The organism is Streptomyces sp. NPDC056987 (assembly GCF_042673865.1).
Classification (GTDB): domain Bacteria; phylum Actinomycetota; class Actinomycetes; order Streptomycetales; family Streptomycetaceae; genus Streptomyces.
Genome location: NZ_JBHURV010000002.1, coordinates 387,517 through 405,385 on the forward strand (window position 1 = coordinate 387,517; position 17,869 = coordinate 405,385).

The 17,869-nt window shown below is 71.8% G+C and carries 15 protein-coding genes, 1 pseudogene and 1 riboswitch; of the genes and pseudogenes, 7 read left to right on the forward strand and 9 right to left on the reverse strand.

Going from position 1 to position 17,869, the window contains the following annotated elements; all coding sequences use genetic code 11:
- The first annotated feature begins 47 nt into the window (after positions 1-47).
- Positions 48-533, forward strand: a complete 486-nt coding sequence (locus ACFTZC_RS04050; RefSeq protein ID WP_382886589.1) for a carboxymuconolactone decarboxylase family protein — start codon at positions 48-50, stop codon at positions 531-533.
- Positions 534-695: 162 nt separating this feature from the next.
- Here ACFTZC_RS04050 and groL read toward each other — a convergent pair whose 3' ends face one another.
- The 4 genes from groL to thrC form a co-directional block, all read right to left on the reverse strand.
- Positions 696-2,321, reverse strand: a complete 1,626-nt coding sequence (gene groL, locus ACFTZC_RS04055) for a chaperonin GroEL (protein WP_365815269.1) — start codon at positions 2,319-2,321, stop codon at positions 696-698.
- 424 nt (positions 2,322-2,745) lie between these two features.
- Complete coding sequence (locus ACFTZC_RS04060; protein ID WP_005315736.1) at positions 2,746-2,949, reverse strand: cold-shock protein; 204 nt, start codon at positions 2,947-2,949, stop codon at positions 2,746-2,748.
- Between the two features lie 359 nt (positions 2,950-3,308).
- Positions 3,309-3,584, reverse strand: a complete 276-nt coding sequence (locus tag ACFTZC_RS04065) for a MoaD/ThiS family protein (RefSeq protein WP_365815271.1) — start codon at positions 3,582-3,584, stop codon at positions 3,309-3,311.
- A 93-nt stretch (positions 3,585-3,677) separates the two neighbouring features.
- Positions 3,678-4,970 (reverse strand): threonine synthase, encoded by a 1,293-nt coding sequence (gene thrC, locus ACFTZC_RS04070; protein ID WP_382886592.1) that lies wholly within the window; start codon positions 4,968-4,970, stop codon positions 3,678-3,680.
- A gap of 17 nt (positions 4,971-4,987) precedes the next feature.
- A riboswitch (SAM riboswitch) is annotated at positions 4,988-5,115 on the reverse strand.
- Between the two features lie 225 nt (positions 5,116-5,340).
- Between thrC and ACFTZC_RS04075 the strand changes: the two genes are divergently transcribed.
- The 3 genes from ACFTZC_RS04075 to ACFTZC_RS04085 all read left to right on the forward strand — a co-directional run bounded on the left by ACFTZC_RS04075 (position 5,341) and on the right by ACFTZC_RS04085 (position 8,180).
- The gene (locus ACFTZC_RS04075; RefSeq protein ID WP_382886594.1) at positions 5,341-6,297 is read left to right on the forward strand and encodes a glucosyl-3-phosphoglycerate synthase; all 957 of its coding nucleotides are present in this window, start codon (positions 5,341-5,343) and stop codon (positions 6,295-6,297) included.
- 38 nt (positions 6,298-6,335) lie between these two features.
- Positions 6,336-6,500, forward strand: coding sequence for a hypothetical protein (locus ACFTZC_RS04080; RefSeq protein WP_382886595.1), 165 nt, complete (start codon positions 6,336-6,338; stop codon positions 6,498-6,500).
- A 141-nt stretch (positions 6,501-6,641) separates the two neighbouring features.
- On the forward strand, positions 6,642-8,180 hold the full coding sequence (locus tag ACFTZC_RS04085; protein WP_382886596.1) for a trehalose-6-phosphate synthase: 1,539 nt from the start codon (positions 6,642-6,644) through the stop codon (positions 8,178-8,180).
- A 50-nt stretch (positions 8,181-8,230) separates the two neighbouring features.
- Here ACFTZC_RS04085 and otsB read toward each other — a convergent pair whose 3' ends face one another.
- The 3 genes from otsB to ACFTZC_RS04100 form a co-directional block, all read right to left on the reverse strand.
- Positions 8,231-9,073: a trehalose-phosphatase gene (gene otsB, locus ACFTZC_RS04090; RefSeq protein ID WP_382886597.1), complete on the reverse strand. Its 843-nt coding sequence runs from the start codon at positions 9,071-9,073 to the stop codon at positions 8,231-8,233.
- Positions 9,074-9,142: 69 nt separating this feature from the next.
- Entirely contained in the window at positions 9,143-9,502 is a 360-nt protein-coding gene (locus ACFTZC_RS04095) for a DUF3263 domain-containing protein (protein ID WP_382886599.1), read from the reverse strand.
- A gap of 12 nt (positions 9,503-9,514) precedes the next feature.
- Positions 9,515-10,762 (reverse strand): extracellular solute-binding protein, encoded by a 1,248-nt coding sequence (locus ACFTZC_RS04100; RefSeq protein WP_382886753.1) that lies wholly within the window; start codon positions 10,760-10,762, stop codon positions 9,515-9,517.
- A gap of 363 nt (positions 10,763-11,125) precedes the next feature.
- On the opposite strand from ACFTZC_RS04100, the pseudogene ACFTZC_RS04105 reads away from it, so the two are divergent.
- The 3 genes and pseudogenes from ACFTZC_RS04105 to ACFTZC_RS04115 form a co-directional block, all read left to right on the forward strand.
- A pseudogene (locus ACFTZC_RS04105) lies at positions 11,126-12,013 on the forward strand (ROK family protein); the annotation flags it as partial.
- Between the two features lie 185 nt (positions 12,014-12,198).
- Entirely contained in the window at positions 12,199-13,371 is a 1,173-nt protein-coding gene (gene nagA, locus ACFTZC_RS04110; protein WP_382886600.1) for an N-acetylglucosamine-6-phosphate deacetylase, read from the forward strand.
- 146 nt (positions 13,372-13,517) lie between these two features.
- The gene (locus tag ACFTZC_RS04115) at positions 13,518-14,492 is read left to right on the forward strand and encodes a 1-phosphofructokinase family hexose kinase (RefSeq protein ID WP_382886602.1); all 975 of its coding nucleotides are present in this window, start codon (positions 13,518-13,520) and stop codon (positions 14,490-14,492) included.
- Between the two features lie 43 nt (positions 14,493-14,535).
- Here ACFTZC_RS04115 and ACFTZC_RS04120 read toward each other — a convergent pair whose 3' ends face one another.
- Both ACFTZC_RS04120 and cdgB read right to left on the reverse strand, forming a co-directional pair.
- Positions 14,536-15,561, reverse strand: a complete 1,026-nt coding sequence (locus tag ACFTZC_RS04120; protein ID WP_382886603.1) for a CBM35 domain-containing protein — start codon at positions 15,559-15,561, stop codon at positions 14,536-14,538.
- Between the two features lie 175 nt (positions 15,562-15,736).
- Entirely contained in the window at positions 15,737-17,539 is a 1,803-nt protein-coding gene (gene cdgB / locus ACFTZC_RS04125; RefSeq protein ID WP_382886604.1) for a diguanylate cyclase CdgB, read from the reverse strand.
- Positions 17,540-17,869: the final 330 nt, after the last annotated feature.

Below are 17,869 nucleotides of genomic sequence, written 5' to 3' on the forward strand. Positions count from 1 at the left end.
GGCATCTCGTGTTCATCCAGTGCAACACCACGAGTGAGGATCCTGTGATGGACGCCCGATTCAATCTGTTCGAGAACCCGGTCTCCGGCAAGTTCGCCAAGCGGTTCGCCGGCGCCGCCCTGGTGATCCACCAGTCGTCGCTGCCTGCCGCCACGCAGGAGCTGGTGTCGCTGCGCGCCAGCCAGATCAACGGCTGCGGGCACTGCATCGACATGCACACCAAGGAGGCCGCGGCGGCCGGTGAGACCGCGGTCCGGCTCAGCCTGGTCGCCGCCTGGCGCGAGTCCACCGTGTTCACCGAGGCCGAACAGGCCGCGCTGGCGCTCGCCGAGGAGGGCACCCGGCTCGCCGACGCCCACCAGGGCGTCTCCGACGAGACCTGGGCGCGGGTGCGCGAGCACTACGACGACGACCAGACCGCGGCGCTGGTCTCCCTGGTCGCCCTGATCAACGCGGCCAACCGGCTCGCCGTGATCGTGCACCAGCGGGGCGGCTCGTACGAGGTCGGCATGTTCGCCGCCGCGGTGAGCTGACGCCGTGAGCTGACGCGAAAGAAGAACCCGGGGGCGGAAAAGCCCGAGGGCGGCACCCCTTCGGCCCGTTCGGGTCCAAGAGGTGCCGCCCTCGGTCAGGACGGTCGATCAACCGGTCGGCCGGCCCCGGACGCGGCGGGCGTCCGGGCGGCCTCGGGTGGATCAGAAGTCCATGTCACCGCCCGGCATGCCGCCGCCGGCCGGGGCCGCGCCGGCCTTCTCCGGCTTGTCGGCGATGACGGCCTCGGTGGTGAGGAACAGCGCGGCGATGGACGCCGCGTTCTGGAGCGCGGAGCGCGTGACCTTCGCCGGGTCGATGATGCCCTCGGCGATCATGTCGACGTACTCGCCGGTCGCGGCGTTCAGGCCGTGACCGACCGTCAGGTTACGGACCTTCTCCACGACGACGCCGCCCTCAAGACCACCGTTGACGGCGATCTGCTTGAGCGGAGCCTCCAGCGCGAGCTTGACGGCCTGCGCGCCGGTCGCCTCGTCGCCCGAGAGCTCAAGCTTCTCGAAGACCGAGGAAGCCTGGAGCAGAGCCACGCCACCACCGGCGACGATGCCCTCCTCGACGGCGGCCTTGGCGTTGCGCACCGCGTCCTCGATGCGGTGCTTGCGCTCCTTGAGCTCGACCTCGGTCGCGGCGCCGGCCTTGATGACGGCCACGCCGCCGGCCAGCTTCGCGAGGCGCTCCTGGAGCTTCTCGCGGTCGTAGTCCGAGTCGCTGTTCTCGATCTCGGCGCGGATCTGGCTGACGCGGCCCGCGACCTGGTCGCTGTCGCCGCCACCGTCGACGATGGTCGTCTCGTCCTTGGTGATGACGACGTTGCGGGCGCGGCCGAGCAGGTCGAGACCGGCGTTCTCCAGCTTGAGGCCGACCTCCTCGGAGATGACCGTGCCGCCGGTGAGGATGGCGATGTCGTTCAGCATCGCCTTGCGGCGGTCACCGAAGCCCGGGGCCTTGACGGCGACGGACTTGAAGGTGCCCTTGAGCTTGTTGACGACCAGGGTCGACAGGGCCTCGCCCTCGACGTCCTCGGCGATGATCAGCAGCGGCTTGCCGGACTGGATGACCTTCTCCAGCAGGGGAAGGAGGTCCTTCACGCTGCCGATCTTGGAGTTGGCGATCAGGATGTACGGGTCGTCGAGCGACGCCTCCATACGCTCCATGTCCGTGGCGAAGTACGCCGAGATGTAGCCCTTGTCGAAGCGCATGCCCTCGGTGAGCTCAAGCTCCAGACCGAAGGTCTGCGACTCCTCGACGGTGATGACGCCTTCCTTGCCGACCTTGTCCATCGCCTCGGCGATGAGCTCGCCGATCTGCGTGTCGGCGGCGGAGATGGAGGCCGTCGAAGCGATCTGCTCCTTGGTCTCCACGTCCTTGGCCTGCTCCAGCAGGGCGCCGGAGACGGCCTCGACGGCCTTCTCGATGCCGCGCTTGAGGGCCATCGGGTTGGCGCCGGCCGCCACGTTGCGCAGGCCCTCGCGGACGAGCGCCTGGGCGAGGACGGTCGCGGTGGTCGTACCGTCACCGGCGACGTCGTCCGTCTTCTTGGCGACTTCCTTGACCAGCTCGGCGCCGATCTTCTCGTACGGGTCCTCGAGCTCGATCTCCTTGGCGATGGAAACACCATCGTTGGTGATCGTGGGGGCGCCCCACTTCTTCTCGAGGACGACGTTGCGGCCCTTGGGACCAAGGGTGACCTTGACGGCGTCGGCGAGCTGGTTCATCCCGCGCTCGAGACCGCGCCGTGCCTCCTCGTCGAACGCGATGATCTTGGCCATGTGAAGTGGTCCTCCCGGACGGATGGGGTCTCCCCTGCTCGAACGCAGTTGAGAGCTTGGGGAAGGATTGCTCCGGACCGCGCTGGCGCCCGCGACGGACGGCCTGAGAGCCGCTGGTTCCTTGCCCCAACGACTCTTCGGGCCTCACCGACCCGGTCCTTAAGTTGTCACTCTCACTCGCAGAGTGCTAACGCCAATAATTAGCACTCGACCCATGAGAGTGCAAGCGCCTACAGGGGTCGTCGAGGGGTGGCGGCCGGTCGGCGGGTGGGCGCAAGCGCCTGAGGACTTCGCCCCCGGAGCCGAGGGGACACGCGTGAGGGGCCCGTATCCCGGTGCGGGATGCGGGCCCCTCATGCGTGAGTGGGTGCAGAGTGCGTACTGACCGCGTACGTGAGTGCGTCGGTGGCCGATCGCGCCGGGATCAGACGGCGAGCTTGACCATGTCCGCCTGCGGACCCTTCTGGCCCTGCGAGATCTCGAACTCCACTCGCTGACCTTCTTCAAGGGTGCGGTAACCGTCCATCTGGATCGCGCTGTAGTGGACGAATACATCCGCACCACCGTCGACCGCGATGAAGCCGTAGCCCTTCTCCGCGTTGAACCACTTGACGGTGCCCTGAGCCATGCCAACTCCCCTATTACTGGCCCTTGGACGGGGCCACACTTCGCGCCGGAACGCGTCGACCGCGGCTGAATGTATCTGCCCAACTGCCCTCTGCAACAGGTCAATCGGACGAGAAATCTGGGCATGGCCGAACACGCATAGTGCTGAATCCACTGCGTTCCGGGGCAAGTCGGGCCGGGCAAAGGGTACGTACACCACATACGGCGCCAGGACTTTGCCCTCATGTTGTCGCGTTCTCGCTCGCGTTGGGAGCGGGCGACGGCGGGGCGTTCCCTTACTCTACCGTGCTCAACCATGTAGAACGGTCCCCTCCGCTTCTGTCGCGGAGAGGACCGTTTCCCTTACGGAGCGCGGCGGCGTCAGCCTCCGGCGACCGCCGGGATGATGGAGATGCCCGCGCCCGCCGGGGTGGCGGTCTCCAGGCCCTGCTCGAAGCGGACGTCGTCGTCGTTCACGTACACGTTCACGAAGCGGCGCAGCTTGCCGTCGTCGTCCAGGACGCGCGCGGCGATGCCCGGGTGGCTCGTCTCCAGGGACTGGATGACCTCGGAGAGGTTCGCCCCCTCCGCGGGGACTTCGGCCTGGCCGGCGGTGTAGGTGCGGAGGATGGTGGGGATACGGACCTTGACGCTCATGATGGGACCTTTCTGCGAAGTCGGAGTCGGAGTGGGTGATCGGCCTGACGGAGGATCACCCGGTTCGTCAGCGGGGTCAGCTTGGCGGCGTGATCAGCTCGCGGCAAGACCGGCTTCGCGGAACGCGTCGAGGCTCGGGCGGATCGTCGCCGTCGGACCCGTGGTCGGCGCCACGGCGTCCAGCGTCTTGAGCCCGTCACCGGTGTTGAGGACGACCGTGGTGAGGGCCGGGTCGAGGACGCCGGCCTCGATGAGCTTCTTCGTCACGCCGACGGTCACGCCGCCCGCGGTCTCGGCGAAGATGCCCTCGGTGCGCGCCAGCAGCTTGATCGCGTCGACGATCTGCCCGTCGTTCACGTCCTCCACCGCGCCGCCGGTGCGCCGGGCGATGTCCAGGACGTACGGGCCGTCCGCCGGGTTGCCGATCGCCAGGGACTTGGCGATGGTGTCCGGCTTCTGCGGCCGTACGACGTCGTGCCCGGCCTTGAAGGCGGTGGAGACCGGCGAGCAGCCCTCGGCCTGGGCGCCGAAGATCTTGTAGGGGCGGTCCTCGACGAGCCCCAGCCTGATCAGCTCCTGGAGTCCCTTGTCGATCTTCGTGAGCTGCGATCCGGAGGCGATCGGGATGACGATCTGGTCCGGCAGCCGCCAGCCGAGCTGCTCGCAGATCTCGTACGCGAGGGTCTTGGAGCCCTCTCCGTAGTACGGCCGCAGGTTGACGTTGACGAAGCCCCAGCCCTCGCCCAGCGGGTCCCCGATGAGCTCGGAACAGAAGCGGTTGACGTCGTCGTAGTTGCCCTTGATGCCGACCAGGTCGCCGCCGTACACCGCGGCCATGACGACCTTGCCCTGCTCCAGGTCGTGCGGGATGAAGACGCAGGAGCGGAAACCGGCGCGGGCCGCCGCGGCGCCGACGGCGCCCGCGAGGTTGCCGGTGGAGGAGCAGGAGAGGGTGGTGAAGCCGAAGGCGCGCGCGGCCTCGACGGCGATGGCGACGACGCGGTCCTTGAAGGAGTGCGTCGGGTTGCCGGAGTCGTCCTTGATGTGGAGCGAGCCGGTGATCCCCAGCTCACGGGCGAGGTTGTCGGCCTTGACCAGCTTCGTGAAGCCGGGGTTGATGTTGGGCTTCGAGGCGACGTCCGCGGGGACGGGCAGCAGCGGCGCGTACCGCCAGATGTTGTCCGGGCCCTCGGCGATGCGCTTCTTCAGCTCTTCGGGGTCCCCGCTCGGCAGGTCGTACGCGACTTCGAGCGGCCCGAAACAGCTCGCACAGGCGAAAATGGGGCCGAGGTCGAAACGCTCTCCGCATTCGCGGCACGAGAGCGCGGCGGCGGGTCCGAGGTCGACGGTCGCGTCGGTACCGCTCCGGACGGTCTGCACAGCCATGATGGCGAGGCCCTTTCTCCTCATCTTCCTCGCGACGTACTTCGCCACGAGACGGAATTGGCACCTTCCCCACCGTGACCTCATGGTCGGCGGGAGGGTTGCCGGGACTTCAACGGGCCGTTCCCTCAGTCCCTCTGGATGAGCGCTATGGCGCCGGAGCCTTGGTCCGGTGCGTTTGTTCACGTGCTGACCCCGGCATGCCGTGGTCATTCGCGTTGTTCAAGACTGTAACCGAAGGGGCGGAGGGTTGAGATAGTCGTCCGCACCGCGAGATGGATCACGTTGCGGCGTGTATGCCGGTGTGCGTGCCGACGTACGAGCCATGAGACATCACGTACCTGACAGAGAACGCGCGCAGGGAGTACCGAACGTGCTGGAAGAGGTGGAGCACTGGCTGACCAGGCGTTCCTGGTCGGCGGGGGACCGTACGCCCGACCGGCTCCTGGCGGCGAAGGCGGCGCGCGGCGCCACGGTGAGCGTGGTCCTGCCGGCGCTCGACGAGCAGGAGACGGTCGGCGCGATAGTCGCCGTCATCCGGCGCGAGCTGATGGAGCGGGTCCGGCTGGTCGACGAGCTGGTGGTGATCGACTCCGGCTCCGCCGACCGTACGGCCGAGGTCGCCGCGGCGGCGGGCGCGCGGGTCGTCCACCGGGACACGATCCTGCCGCGGCTGCCCGCGCTGCCCGGGAAGGGCGAGGTGCTGTGGCGGTCGCTGCTGGTGACGCGCGGTGACATCGTGTGCTTCGTCGACGCCGATCTGCGGGAGTTCTCGCCGGACTTCGTCTCGGGGATCGTGGGCCCGCTGCTCACCGAGCCCGAGGTGCAGTTCGTGAAGGCGATGTACGACCGCCCGCTGCGCCAGGGGCCGGCGCCGGAGTCCGGCCAGGGCGGGCGGGTGACCGAGCTGGTGGCGCGCCCGCTGCTCAACCTGCACTGGCCCCGGCTGGCGGGCTTCGTCCAGCCGCTGGGCGGGGAGTACGCGGCGCGCCGCTCGCTGCTGGAGCGGCTGCCGTTCCCGGTGGGGTACGGCGTGGAGCTGGGCCTGCTGGTGGACGCGCTGCACACGGTGGGGCTCGACGCGCTGGCCCAGGTGGACGTGGGGGTACGGCTCCACCGCCACCAGGACGACCGGGCGCTGGGGCGGATGGCCGCGGCGATCTACCGTACGGCGCAGCTGCGGCTCCAGCGGGGCCATCTCGTACGGCCGCTGCTGACGCAGTTCGAGCGGGGCGAGGACGGCTTCGTACCGCGGACACACGCGGTGGACACGGAGGAGCGCCCGCCGATGCGGGAGATCGCGGAGTACACGGCCGGACGCGCGGCGTAACATCAGATCATCGCACCATTTGTCTACATTGCCCCCTCATGAGACTGAATCACACGTTTTCAGGGGCTTCGGAACTGACCTGGGTGGTGCTGGCTCAGGTCGGCACCACGGCCGAGCGGCTGTGGCTGCTGGGCGGGATGGCGTTCGCGCTGACGGGCGCGGGGGTGGTCGCGCTGGCCGCCGCGCGCGGGAGGCGCGACTGAGAGCCCGCCGGGCCGGCCTCCGGGGGGGGGCACTCCGAGCGGGCCTCCGGGCGGCCTCCGGACGGGGGGAGGCTCCCGGGGCCGGGGACGTCACACGAGCCGTACGTTTGAGCGTTTCCGGGACGGGCTAGGTTTCGCGACATGGTTACCGAGCCGTCAGAAGCTTCCGGCACCCCCGCGCCCGCCCGTGTCCTCGTGGCCTCCAACCGGGGCCCCGTCTCGTACACGCGGCGCGACAACGGGACGCTGGAGGCCCGGCGCGGCGGCGGCGGGCTGGTGTCGGGGCTGTCGGCCATCGGCTCGGACGACGACGCCCTCTGGGTGTGCGCGGCGCTCGGCGAGGGCGACCGGGAGGCCGTACGGCGTACGGAGGGCCGCCTCGACCCGGCGGACACGGGCGGGCAGCGGGTACGGATGCTGGGCATCGAGCCCGAGGTGTACGCCGCCGCGTACAACGACGTCGCCAACTCCACGCTCTGGTTCGTCCACCACATGCTCTACCAGACCCCCCTGGAGCCGTCCTTCGGCCCGGAGTTCCGGGAGCGGTGGGCGGCGTACGAGACGTACAACCGCGCCTTCGCCGAGGCGCTGGCGCGGGAGGCGGCCGAGGGCGCGGCGGTCCTCGTGCAGGACTACCACCTGGCGCTGGTCCCGGGGATGCTCCGGGCGCTCCGCCCCGACCTCAGGATCGGGCACTTCTCGCACACGCCGTGGGCGCCGCCGGAGTACTTCCGGCTGCTGCCCGACGACATCGCGGAGCGGCTGCTGCTGGGCCTGCTCGGCGCCGACCGGCTGGGCTTCCTGACCCGGCGGTGGGCGGGGGCGTTCAAGGAGTGCGCCCGCGCCGTGCTGGCGGGTCGCGGGCTGACGGCTCACTGGCCCGAGGACGGCGCCGTGGACGGCGGGCCGCCGTACCTCACTCACCCGCGCGCCGGCGACGGCCCGGCGGACGGCCGGACCTACCTCGCGGTCCACGGCCTCGGCGCGGACGGCGACTTCCTGCGCGAGCGCGCGCACCGCCCGGACGTGGCCGAGCGGATGGTGACCCTGCGCGAGCAGATCGGCCGGACGGCGGACGGGGCCGACCGGAAGACGATCGTCCGGGTGGACCGTACGGAGCTGTCCAAGAACATCGTCCGGGGCCTGCTCGCCTACCGGCAGCTCCTGCTCGACCACCCCGAATGGCGCGAGCGCGTGGTCCACGTCGCCTTCGCGTACCCCTCCCGGCAGGACCTTGCGGTCTACCGCGACTACACGGCGGAGGTCCGGCGGACCGCCGACGCGGTCAACGCGGAGCTGGGCACGCCCGGCTGGACCCCGGTCGTGCTGCACGTCCTCGACGACTTCGCCCGCTCCCTGGCCGCGTACCGCCTGGCCGACGTGGCGCTGGTCAACCCCATCCGCGACGGCATGAACCTGGTCGCGAAGGAGATCCCCGTCCTCTCGGAGCGCGCCTGCGCACTGGTCCTCTCCCGGGAGGCGGGCGCCTGCGCGGAGCTGGGCGAGGACGCGCTGGTGGTGAACCCGTACGACATCGGCGCCACGGCCGACGCCCTCCACGAGGCCCTGACCATGCCCGCCGCCGACCGCGCGGACCGCGCCAAACGCCTGGCCGCGGCGGCGACGGCCCTGCCGCCGCAGCGCTGGTTCCTGGACCAGCTGGAGGCGCTGCGGGCCTGAGGCCCCGCTCGGTCCATGGATCTCAGCCCATGGATCTCAGCTCATGGACCTCAGCCCATGGACGGAACCAGGGCGGCCAGGAAGTCCGCCAGGGCCGCCGGGCCCGGGAGGACGAGGTCGGCGCGTTCGGCCAGTTCGGGGACTTCGGTGCCGCTGGCGATCAGCAGGCCCGGGTGGCCCTCCGAGCGGAGCTTCTCGACGGCCGCGTAGGCCGGCAGGTCGCCCAGGTCGTCGCCCGCGTACAGGACGGTCTCGGCGCCCACCTCGCGGACGTACTCCAGCAGCGCCACGCCCTTGTCGACGCCCGGCGGGCGCAGCTCCAGGACCATGCGGCCCGGTTCGACGATCAGGCCGTGGCGCGCGGCGAGTTGGGCGAGGGGGTCGCGCAGCGCCTCGAAGGCCGCCTGGGGGTCGGTGGCACGGCGGGTGTGGACGGCGACCGCCCGGCCCTTCTCCTCGATCCAGGTGCCGCGCCAGGCGGTGAACTGCGCGAGCAGGCCGGGGAGTTCGGCGCGTACCGCCGCGACGCCCTCGTGCGGGGCGGGGGCGTGGACCGTACCGGAGACGGCGTCCCAGCGCTCGGCGCCGTAGTGGCCGAGGACGACGAGGTGTTCCAGCCCGGGCACCCCGGCGAAGCCGCCGTACCGTACCGCGACCTCGGCGGGGCGGCCGGTGACCACCGCGACGGAGGCGACGCGCGGCGCGAGGGCGGCGAGGGCGGGGAGCGCGCGCTCGTGGGCGCGGGCCTGTTCGGGGTCGGGGACGATGTCGGCGAGGGTGCCGTCGAAGTCGAGCGCGACGACGGCTCCGCCCGGCCGGGCGAGAAGCGCGGCCAGGCCGTCGGCGCCGGCGGGGGTGGTCGGCTGCGGCAGGGAGTACGAGTGGCTGCCCATGCTCCGACCTTATCCACGTCGGCCGCCGTACGGGCCGTACGGGCGGAAACCCGGCCCGTACGGCCCGGGTCAGCGGCGCTCGCGGCGCGCCGCCCTGACCCGGCGGAGCCGGTTGACCGTCACCGGATCGTGCTCCGCCGCCGCCGGATCGTCCAGCAGCGCGTTCAGGAGCTGGTAGTAGCGCGTCGGGGAGAGGCCCAGGCGCTCGCGGATCTCCCGCTCCTTGGCGCCGGGACCCGGCCAGCCCCGCCCCTCCATGGCGAGCACGGCCCGGTCCCGCGCGGAGAGCCCCGGGGCGGGGGCGGGCTCGGCGGCGGGAGCGGGCTCGGGCTCGGCGCCGGGAGCGGGCCCGGGCTCAGGCTCGGCGGCAGGGGCGGGCCCGGTCTCAGGATCGGGCCCGGACCGGGGCTCGGGCTCGGGTGTGGTCATGTCGGTGACACGCTACTCGGACGCCTCCGCCGCCGACGCGTCCCTGGCGATCCGCCCCAGCACCGCCTGCGGGCTGGCGCCGCGCTCGACGGCGCTGCCGATGTTCTTCTTGAAGCTCTCGCTCACCTGCGACCACGAGTTCTTGCCGTACGGGAACAGCTCCGAGTCGGGCAGGGCCGTCAGGAACGTCCTCAGGTCCTTGTGCTCCGGGTCCGCGAGCATCGTCTCGTTGGCGCTGTAGGTGACCGGCAGCAGGTCGTACTGGCCGGCGAAGCTCAGCACGTTCTTGTCCTCGTACGAGAAGTTCAGGAACTTGCCGATCTCCTCGCGGTGACCGTTCTGCTTGAACCCCATGATCCAGTCGGCGACACCGACCGACGGTGCCGCCTTGCCGTCCGCGCCGGGCAGCGGCACCATGCCGACCTTGACGCCCCGCTTCGCCGCGTCCTTCATCAGCGTCGGGTGGCCGTTCAGCATCCCGACCTGGCCGCTGGTGAACGCCTTGAAGGCGGTGGCGCGGTCCAGGTCCTTCGGCGGGACCGGGCCGGTCAGCCCCTTCCCGACGAGGTCCTTCTGGAGCCAGGTGAAGGTCTTGACGTTCGTCGGCGAGTCGATGCTGTACGAGCCGTCCGCGTTGTCCGTGTAGCCGCCCCCGCCGCTCAGCAGCCACATCAGGGTCTCGCCCTGCGCCTCCTCCGTGCCGAGCGGCAGCGCGAGGGGGGTCGTCACGCCGTCCGCCTTGAGCGCCTCGGCGTCCGCCTTGATGTCGTCCCAGTCCTTCGGGGCGCTCACCCCGGCCGACTCGAAGAGTTCCTTGTTGTAGAAGAGCAGCCGGGTCGAGGCGACGAAGGGCATCCCGTACTGAATACGGTTGACCTCTCCGGCCTCCGAGAGCTGGTCGAGGAAGTTCGACTGCGCGGGTATGGAGAGCAGATCATCGGCGGCGTAGAGCTTGTCGTCCTTGGCATAGTGGGAGTACGAACCGATCTGCGCGATGTCGGGGGCCTTGCCCTCGTCGACCATCCGCGCGACATCGGCGTCGATCGTCTTCCACGGCCGGATGTAAACATCGATCTTGATTCCGGGATTGTCGGCCTCGAACGAACTGGCCAAGGACTCCCAGTAATTCTTCGAGCTGTCCTCCGCGTTGGTGCCGTACTCCGCGGCGACCACCTTGAGTGTGACGTCTCCGGGCGCCGAGGTGTCTCCGCACCCCGCCAGCGCCGCCGTCAGGCCCAATGCGGCCACCGCCGCCGCCATTGTCCGGTAACCGTGGTGGCGCTGTCGTACAGGTCGCACAGGTCTGTTCCCCTGCCTTTGTTGTTCTTTCGCTGCGCGTAAGGCCCTGACCGGTCCCCCATGACGCACTGTTGTGGACTGCCGAGTGCTGACTATCGAGCAAGTGATTTTTCCTCATAGGAAGTTTGAGGTCTACGGGGCGGCGGTTGCGCTTCCGCAACGTCTGATTTCCCGGGTCCACACGGCGTGAATGTTCTGTTCTTTTGTATGCGCAGGCAACAATCCGGAGGCGGCGGGCGTAGTGGACTAGACCTTTCAGGATCCGCAGGCGAGACTGTCCACGTGAGATCCGACAGGCACGTCAGACACGTCATCGCCCTGGACGTGGGCGGCACCGGGATGAAGGCCGCCCTCGTCGGCGCGGACGGCACGCTGCTGTACGAGGCGCGGCGCGCGACCGGCAGGGAACGCGGCCCCGAGGCCGTCGTCGAGACCATCCTCGGCTTCGCGGCGGAGCTGCGCGCGTACGGCGCCGAGCACTACGGCGCGGGCGCGGTCGCCGCCGGGATCGCCGTACCCGGCATCATCGACGCGGAGCGCGGCATCGCCCGGTACGCCGCGAACCTGGGCTGGCGCGACCTGCCGCTACGGGACCTGCTCGCGGCGCGGCTGGACGGCGTCCCGGTGGCGCTGGGCCACGACGTACGCACCGGCGGCCTGGCCGAGGGGCGGCTCGGCGCGGGCCGGGGCGCGGACCGCTTCCTCTTCGTACCGCTGGGCACGGGCATCGCCGGGGCCATCGGCATCGGCGGCGCCATAGAGGCCGGCGCCCACGGCTCGGCCGGCGAGATCGGCCATGTCGTGGTCCGCCCGGACGGGCCCGTGTGCGGCTGCGGGCAGCGGGGCTGTCTGGAGACCCTGGCGTCCGCCGCCGCGGTGACCCGCGCGTGGCGGCGGGCGAGCGGCGACCCGGAGGCGGACGCGGCGCAGTGCGCCCGGGCCGTCGACGCCGGCGACCCGGCGGCCGTACGGGTCTGGCACGACGCGGTCGACGCCTTGGCCGCCGGCCTGGTCACCGCGGTCACGCTGCTGGACCCGGGCACCCTGATCATCGGCGGCGGCCTCGCGGAGGCGGGCGACACCCTGTTCACGCCGCTGCGCGGGGCGGTGGCCGAGCGGGTGACGTTCCAGAAGCTCCCCGAGATCGTCCCGGCGGCGCTCGGCGACACGGCCGGATGCCTGGGGGCGGGGCTGCTCGCCTGGGACCTGCTCGACGGCGGCCCGCCGCCCGCATCGTCCCCGTCACCCCTTTCGGCCACGTCGTCCACGCCGCCCGGGTCGGCCACGCCGTCCACGCCGCCCCGCCCGGCGGCTTCCTCGTCAGCGCCTTCCCCCGCTCCCTCCCACCCCGACGGGCCGTCCGTCGGGCTTCCACTCGCCCCGGAGGTAACCGCCTGATGGCCGCTCGCGCCACATCCGCCGTACGCGCCGAACCCGTCGTCCTCACCGGCGCCCGGGTGGTGCTGCCCACCGGGACCGTGGACGGCGGGCGGGTGATCGTCCAGGGCGGCCGGATCGCGGGCCACGCCCCGGCGGACGCCGCCACGCTGGACCTGACGGGCCACTGGCTCGTCCCCGGCTTCGTCGACCTCCACAACCACGGCGGCGGCGGTGCCTCCTTCACCTCCGGTTCCGTGGACGACGTGCTCAAGGGCATCCGGACGCACCGCGAGCACGGCACCACCACGCTCGTCGCCTCCACCGTCACCGGCGAGATGGACTTCCTCGCCCAGCGCGCCGGGCTCCTCTCCGAACTGGTCGAGCAGGGGGACCTCGCCGGGATCCACTTCGAGGGACCGTTCATCTCCCCCTGCCGCAAGGGCGCCCACAGCGAGGAGCTGCTGCGCGCCCCCGACCCGGCCGAGGTGCGCAAGCTGATCGACGCGGCGCGCGGCACGGCCAGGATGGTCACCCTCGCCACCGAACTCCCGGGCGGCATCGAGTCCGTACGGCTGCTGGCGGAGCACGGCGTGATCGCCGCGATCGGGCACACGGACGCCACGTACGAGCAGACCGTCGAGGCCATCGACGCGGGCGCGACCGTCGCCACGCACCTCTTCAACGCGATGCCGCCGCTCGGCCACCGGGCACCCGGGCCGATCGCCGCGCTTCTGGAGGACGGGCGGGTCACCGTCGAGCTGATCAACGACGGTACGCATCTGCACCCGGCCGCCCTGGAGCTGGCCTTCCACCGCGCGGGCGCCGGCCGGGTCGCGTTCGTGACGGACGCGATGGACGCGGCGGGCTTCGGCGACGGGCGCTACGAACTCGGCCCGCTCGCCGTCGAGGTGACGGACGGTGTGGCGCGGCTCGTGGACGGCGGCTCGATCGCCGGCTCGACGCTGACGCAGGACACGGCGTTCCGGCGGGCGGCGACGGTGGACCGGCTGCCGGTGGAGGACATCGTCCGGGCGATCTCCGCGAACCCGGCGCGGCTGCTCGGCGCGTACGACCGGATCGGCTCGCTGGAGCCCGGCAAGGACGCCGACGCGGTGGTGCTGGACGCGGAGTTCGGGCTCAAGGGCGTGCTGCGCAAGGGGGAGTGGGTGGTCGACCCACGCGCCGCCTGACCCGCGCACGCGGGCCGACGGGTACACGGGTACACGGGCCGGCCGGTACGGAAGCGGTCGGCCCGGGGTCTGGGCCAAGGGCGCTCTTTTTGACATGATCGCTTCGGCGCTCCATCACGCGACCGCGTACCCAGGCAGGGGGATGGATGATCCTCACGGTGACGCTCAACACCGCCCTGGACATCACGTACCGCACGCCCGCGCTCGTCCCGCACACCACCCACCGCGTCAGCGAGGTCGTCGAACGCCCCGGCGGCAAGGGCGTCAACGTCGCGCGGGTGCTGGCCGCGCTGGGGCACGAGGCCGTGGTCACCGGGTTCGCGGGCGGCCGGACCGGCGACGTACTGCGGGAGCTGCTGAGCGGCAGCGACCGGCCCGCCGCCCGGAGCGGCCGGCCCCGCGCGGCGCGGCCGGTCGACGCGCTGCTGCCGATCGCCGGGGCCACCCGCCGCACCGTCGCCGTCGTGGACGCCTCGACCGGCGACACCACCCAGCTCAACGAGCCGGGCCCGGTCGTCTCCGCCGCCGAGTGGACCGGCTTCCTCTCCCACTACGACCGGCTGCTGCGCACCGGCGCCGAGGCCGTGGCGCTCTGCGGCAGCCTGCCGCCGGGCCTCCATGTCGGCGCGTACGCGGAGCTGATCCGCCGGGCCCGCGCCGCCGGGGTCCCGGCGCTCCTCGACACCAGCGGCGAACCCCTGCGCCGGGGCGTCGCCGCCCGCCCCGACCTCGTCAAGCCGAACGCCGACGAACTCGCCCGGCTCACCGGCTCCCGCGAGCCGGTGCACGCCACGCACGACGCCCGGCGGCGCGGCGCCCACGCGGTCGTCGCCTCGCTCGGCCCCGACGGGATCATCGCGATCACCCCGGACGGCGCCTGGCGCGCGGCGCCACCGGGACCGGCCAGGGGCAACCCGACGGGCGCGGGCGACTCGGCGGTGGCGGGGCTGCTCTCCGGGCTCGTGGAGCGCCTGCCGTGGCCGGCCAGGCTCAGCCGGGCGGTCGCGCTGTCGGCGGCGACGGTACTGGCCCCGGCGGCGGGCGAGTTCGACGCGCGGGTCTACGAGGAGCTGCTGCCGCGCGTCACGGTGACGGAAGTCCCCCGCCGCGCGGGCGGATGAGCCGGACCCGACAGTGAGCCCGACCTGACCGGGGACGGACCCGTCACGACTTCGGAGGCGTGACTTCCAGCCAGTCGAGGATGGCGTCGCACTGGTTGCCCTGCTCGCAGGAGATCTTGAGGGTGTTCTTGCCCGCCTGGAGCTCGACCGGCGCCCAGGTGGTCTGCCAGTTCTTCGCCAGATCGGGGTCGTCCGAGTTGATGAAGTTCTTCAGCCCGAGGGGGGAGTTGTTCGCCTTGCCGTTGACGGTCAGCGTGGCGTTGGCGTCCTTGGCCGGAATGGCGTAGCGGACGGAGAGCGCGTAGCTGCCGGCCTCCTTGACCTCGGCGGTCCAGGTCACCGAGGCGCCGACCGCGTTGAACCCGGTCACGTACGAGCCGTTGGTGCCCTCGGCTCCGTCTATGTCCGTGGCGAGCGCGGCGGGCGGCCCCAGCTTGAGGGTCGCCGCGTCCTGCTTGGGCAGTCCGATGCCGTCGGCGGACGCCTCGCCGCCGTCCGTCTCGTCCTTGCCGGACGACGCGGAGGCGCTCGCCTCCGGCGACTGGCCGGTCGACACCGTCGGGTCCGAGGCCCCAGCGTCGCCCTGGCCCTTGTCATCGTCACCGCTGGAGAGCAGCGCCGCTGTGATACCGATCACCACGACCGCGACCACCGCGATCGCGCCGATCAGCAGGCCTCTGGTGTTCGGGCCGCCGCCGCTGCCGCGTCCGCCGCCGCGCTGGGCGGGGACCTGGGCGGTTGCGGCGCCGTTCTGGCGGCCGTGACCGTGCGCCGGGGCACCGTGCTGCGGGGGTGCCTGCTGGCCGTAAGAAGTCTGGCCGTACGCCTGCTGCTGGCCGTACGCGGCCTGCTGCGGCGCCGCCTGCTGACCGCCGTACTGGCGCTCGCCGACCGCCCTGACCTGGTTGTACGACGTCCTGGGGACGCCCGGCTGCGTGGCCGGACCCGGGTAGCCGTAACCGCCCTGGCGCCGCTGGCCGGCGCCCGCCGCCGCCTGTCCGTCTTCGTACAGGTAGCCGAACGGGTCGTCGTCCTCGGGCTTGTTCGCGCCGTTGTTCCCGGCCGTCATCGGTGGTCACTCCTTACCATCTCGCCAGCGTCGCCGACCGGCCGAGCCTACCTCGTACGGGCAAGCCTACGGACGGGTCTTGACGGGTGGCAGCCAGTCTGGGGCCCTCGGGTGAATTTCCGATCGCGGGCTTGTCGCAGCCCTGTCCCGAACGGCCCCGGCCTCAGGGGCCCTGTCACCCCGCCCGCCGGTGGACCTGCTTGCGCGAGCGCTTCTCGACGTACATCCGCTGGTCGGCGGATTGCAGGACCTCCTCGACGGACATGCCGCAGCTCGCCCAGCTGATGCCGAAGCTCGCGCCGACACGGACGGCCCTGCCGTCCACCCGGATCGGCGGAATGATCGCGTTCCGCAGCCGCACGGCGAGGTCGGCGGCGTCCGCCGAGCCGAGGCCGTCCGCGAGGACGACGAACTCGTCACCGCCGAGCCGGGCCACGGTGTCGCCGTCCCGCACTCCGGTGGTGAGCCGGCGCGCGACCTCGATGAGGACCTCGTCGCCGGTGTTGTGGCCGAAGCGGTCGTTGATGGACTTGAAGCCGTCGAGGTCGCAGAAGAGGACCGCGAGCCCCTTCGTGCCGTCGTCCGCCGCGCCCTCGCCGGGCGCGACCAGGTGGACATGGCCGTCGAAGCCCCCGGAGCCGAGCGGCGGCACGCCACCGCTGCCGGCGCGTACGCCGCCACGGTGGCCCGCGCTCTCCTCGTACCCGTCGTGGGTGGAGTACCCGTCGCCGGGGCCGCCGGTGGCCGCGTACCTCTCGCCGCCAACGCCGTCGTACGCGTCGTAACCGGGCTCGTACAGGACGGTGCCCTGGTACCCCCCGTACGCCGCGTCCAGGGCCTCGACGGCGGTCTCCCGGACGCCGAACGGGCGCGAACAGAGCCGGGAGCTGAGGCGGGAGCGCAGCTCCGCGCTGTTGGGCAGGCCGGTGAGGGAGTCGTGCGAGGCCCGGTGGGCGAGCTGGAGCTCGCGGCTCTTGCGCTCCTCGATGTCCTCGACGTGGGTGAGGAGCAGGCGCGGGCCGTCCGCCGTGTCCGCCACGACGGAGTTGCGCAGCGAGACCCAGACGTACGTGCCGTCCCGCCGCGCGAGGCGCAGCTCGACGCGGCCCCCCTCGGCGGAGGTGCGCAGCAGCGTGCCGATGTCCTCGGGGTGGACGAGGTCGGAGAAGGAGTGGCGGCGCATCGCGGAGGCGGGCCGGCCCAGGAGGCGGCAGAGCGCGTCGTTGGTGCGCAGCAGCCGGCCGTGCTGGTCGCCGCCCATCTCGGCGATGGCCATGCCGCTGGGCGCGTACTCGAACGCCTGGCGGAAGGATTCCTCACTGGCCCGGAGCGCCTGCTGCTCGCGCTCCAGGCGGACGAGGGCGCGCTGCATGTTTGCTCGGAGGCGGGCGTTGCTGATCGCAATGGCCGCCTGGGACGCGTACATCTGGAGCGCTTCCTGCCCCCAGGGTCCCGGCCGCCGGCCGCCGCGCGGCCGGTCGACGGATATCACGCCGAGCAACTCGCCCCCGCGCCCGGCGGCGTGCGCCGGCGGATCCTTGCGCGCGGCCGAGTACATCGGGGCGTAGAGGCGGTCGGCGGGGTGCCATTCGTCCTCGAAGCGGGGTTCGGGGCCTTCGGTGTACCACTGGGGTACGTCGTCCTCCAGCAGCACCCAGCCCTCGGTGTGCGGTATGAACCGCAGGTCACCCCAGGTCTCCCCCATGGCGAGCCGGCGGTCCCAGGAGATACGGGAGCCGACCCGGCCGGTGATCAGAGCTTCGGCGGCGGCGCTCCCCGCGAAGGCGGCGACGACGAGGTCGCCGTCGGCCTGGACGACATTCACACAGGCGAGTTCATAGCCGAGCCCCGTGACGACGCCGTCGGCGACGGTCTGCAAGGTGTCCGCCAGACTGCGTGCGGTGTTGAGCTCTGCGACGGCTTCGTGCAGCTGCCGCAGGGTCGCAAGACGGACGTACGGCTCCGACTCGGTCTCCATTGCTCGCTCTCCCCGAGACCTCGACAGCAACTCCAGGATTCTCATCGGCGCTTGTGTGGCACTGTCCCCGCCACTGAATCACAGCGAGCTGTTCGCCCGGTACACAGGGTCAACAATTACCTCTCTCTGTGTCTCAAGTCACACGGCTCGGGGAGGGGTGGAATGCCTGATGGAAGCGCTCCCGCGCCTTTGCGGAAGACAAGCCGCAGCCTTGGGGAGCCGAGCGGAGCGTGACGGGAAGGGTGGCCACCGGGACGGTACGGAACATGGTCCCGGCGCGGTCCTAGGACCTGGCTGGTCCCCTGGTCCGATGCGGGCGCGGGACCGCCG

What these genes read in the sequence shown, in the direction of transcription:
- ACFTZC_RS04050 (WP_382886589.1), top strand. Translation starts at nt 48, where the DNA reads ATGGACGCCCGATTCAATCTGTTCGAGAACCCGGTCTCCGGCAAGTTC.
- groL (WP_365815269.1), bottom strand. Translation starts at nt 2,321, where the DNA reads ATGGCCAAGATCATCGCGTTCGACGAGGAGGCACGGCGCGGTCTCGAG.
- ACFTZC_RS04060 (WP_005315736.1), bottom strand. Translation starts at nt 2,949, where the DNA reads ATGGCTCAGGGCACCGTCAAGTGGTTCAACGCGGAGAAGGGCTACGGC.
- ACFTZC_RS04065 (WP_365815271.1), bottom strand. Translation starts at nt 3,584, where the DNA reads ATGAGCGTCAAGGTCCGTATCCCCACCATCCTCCGCACCTACACCGCC.
- thrC (WP_382886592.1), bottom strand. Translation starts at nt 4,970, where the DNA reads ATGGCTGTGCAGACCGTCCGGAGCGGTACCGACGCGACCGTCGACCTC.
- ACFTZC_RS04080 (WP_382886595.1), top strand. Translation starts at nt 6,336, where the DNA reads ATGAGACTGAATCACACGTTTTCAGGGGCTTCGGAACTGACCTGGGTG.
- ACFTZC_RS04085 (WP_382886596.1), top strand. Translation starts at nt 6,642, where the DNA reads ATGGTTACCGAGCCGTCAGAAGCTTCCGGCACCCCCGCGCCCGCCCGT.
- otsB (WP_382886597.1), bottom strand. Translation starts at nt 9,073, where the DNA reads ATGGGCAGCCACTCGTACTCCCTGCCGCAGCCGACCACCCCCGCCGGC.
- ACFTZC_RS04095 (WP_382886599.1), bottom strand. Translation starts at nt 9,502, where the DNA reads ATGACCACACCCGAGCCCGAGCCCCGGTCCGGGCCCGATCCTGAGACC.
- ACFTZC_RS04100 (WP_382886753.1), bottom strand. Translation starts at nt 10,762, where the DNA reads ATGGCGGCGGCGGTGGCCGCATTGGGCCTGACGGCGGCGCTGGCGGGG.
- nagA (WP_382886600.1), top strand. Translation starts at nt 12,199, where the DNA reads ATGGCCGCTCGCGCCACATCCGCCGTACGCGCCGAACCCGTCGTCCTC.
- ACFTZC_RS04115 (WP_382886602.1), top strand. Translation starts at nt 13,518, where the DNA reads ATGATCCTCACGGTGACGCTCAACACCGCCCTGGACATCACGTACCGC.
- ACFTZC_RS04120 (WP_382886603.1), bottom strand. Translation starts at nt 15,561, where the DNA reads ATGACGGCCGGGAACAACGGCGCGAACAAGCCCGAGGACGACGACCCG.
- cdgB (WP_382886604.1), bottom strand. Translation starts at nt 17,539, where the DNA reads ATGGAGACCGAGTCGGAGCCGTACGTCCGTCTTGCGACCCTGCGGCAG.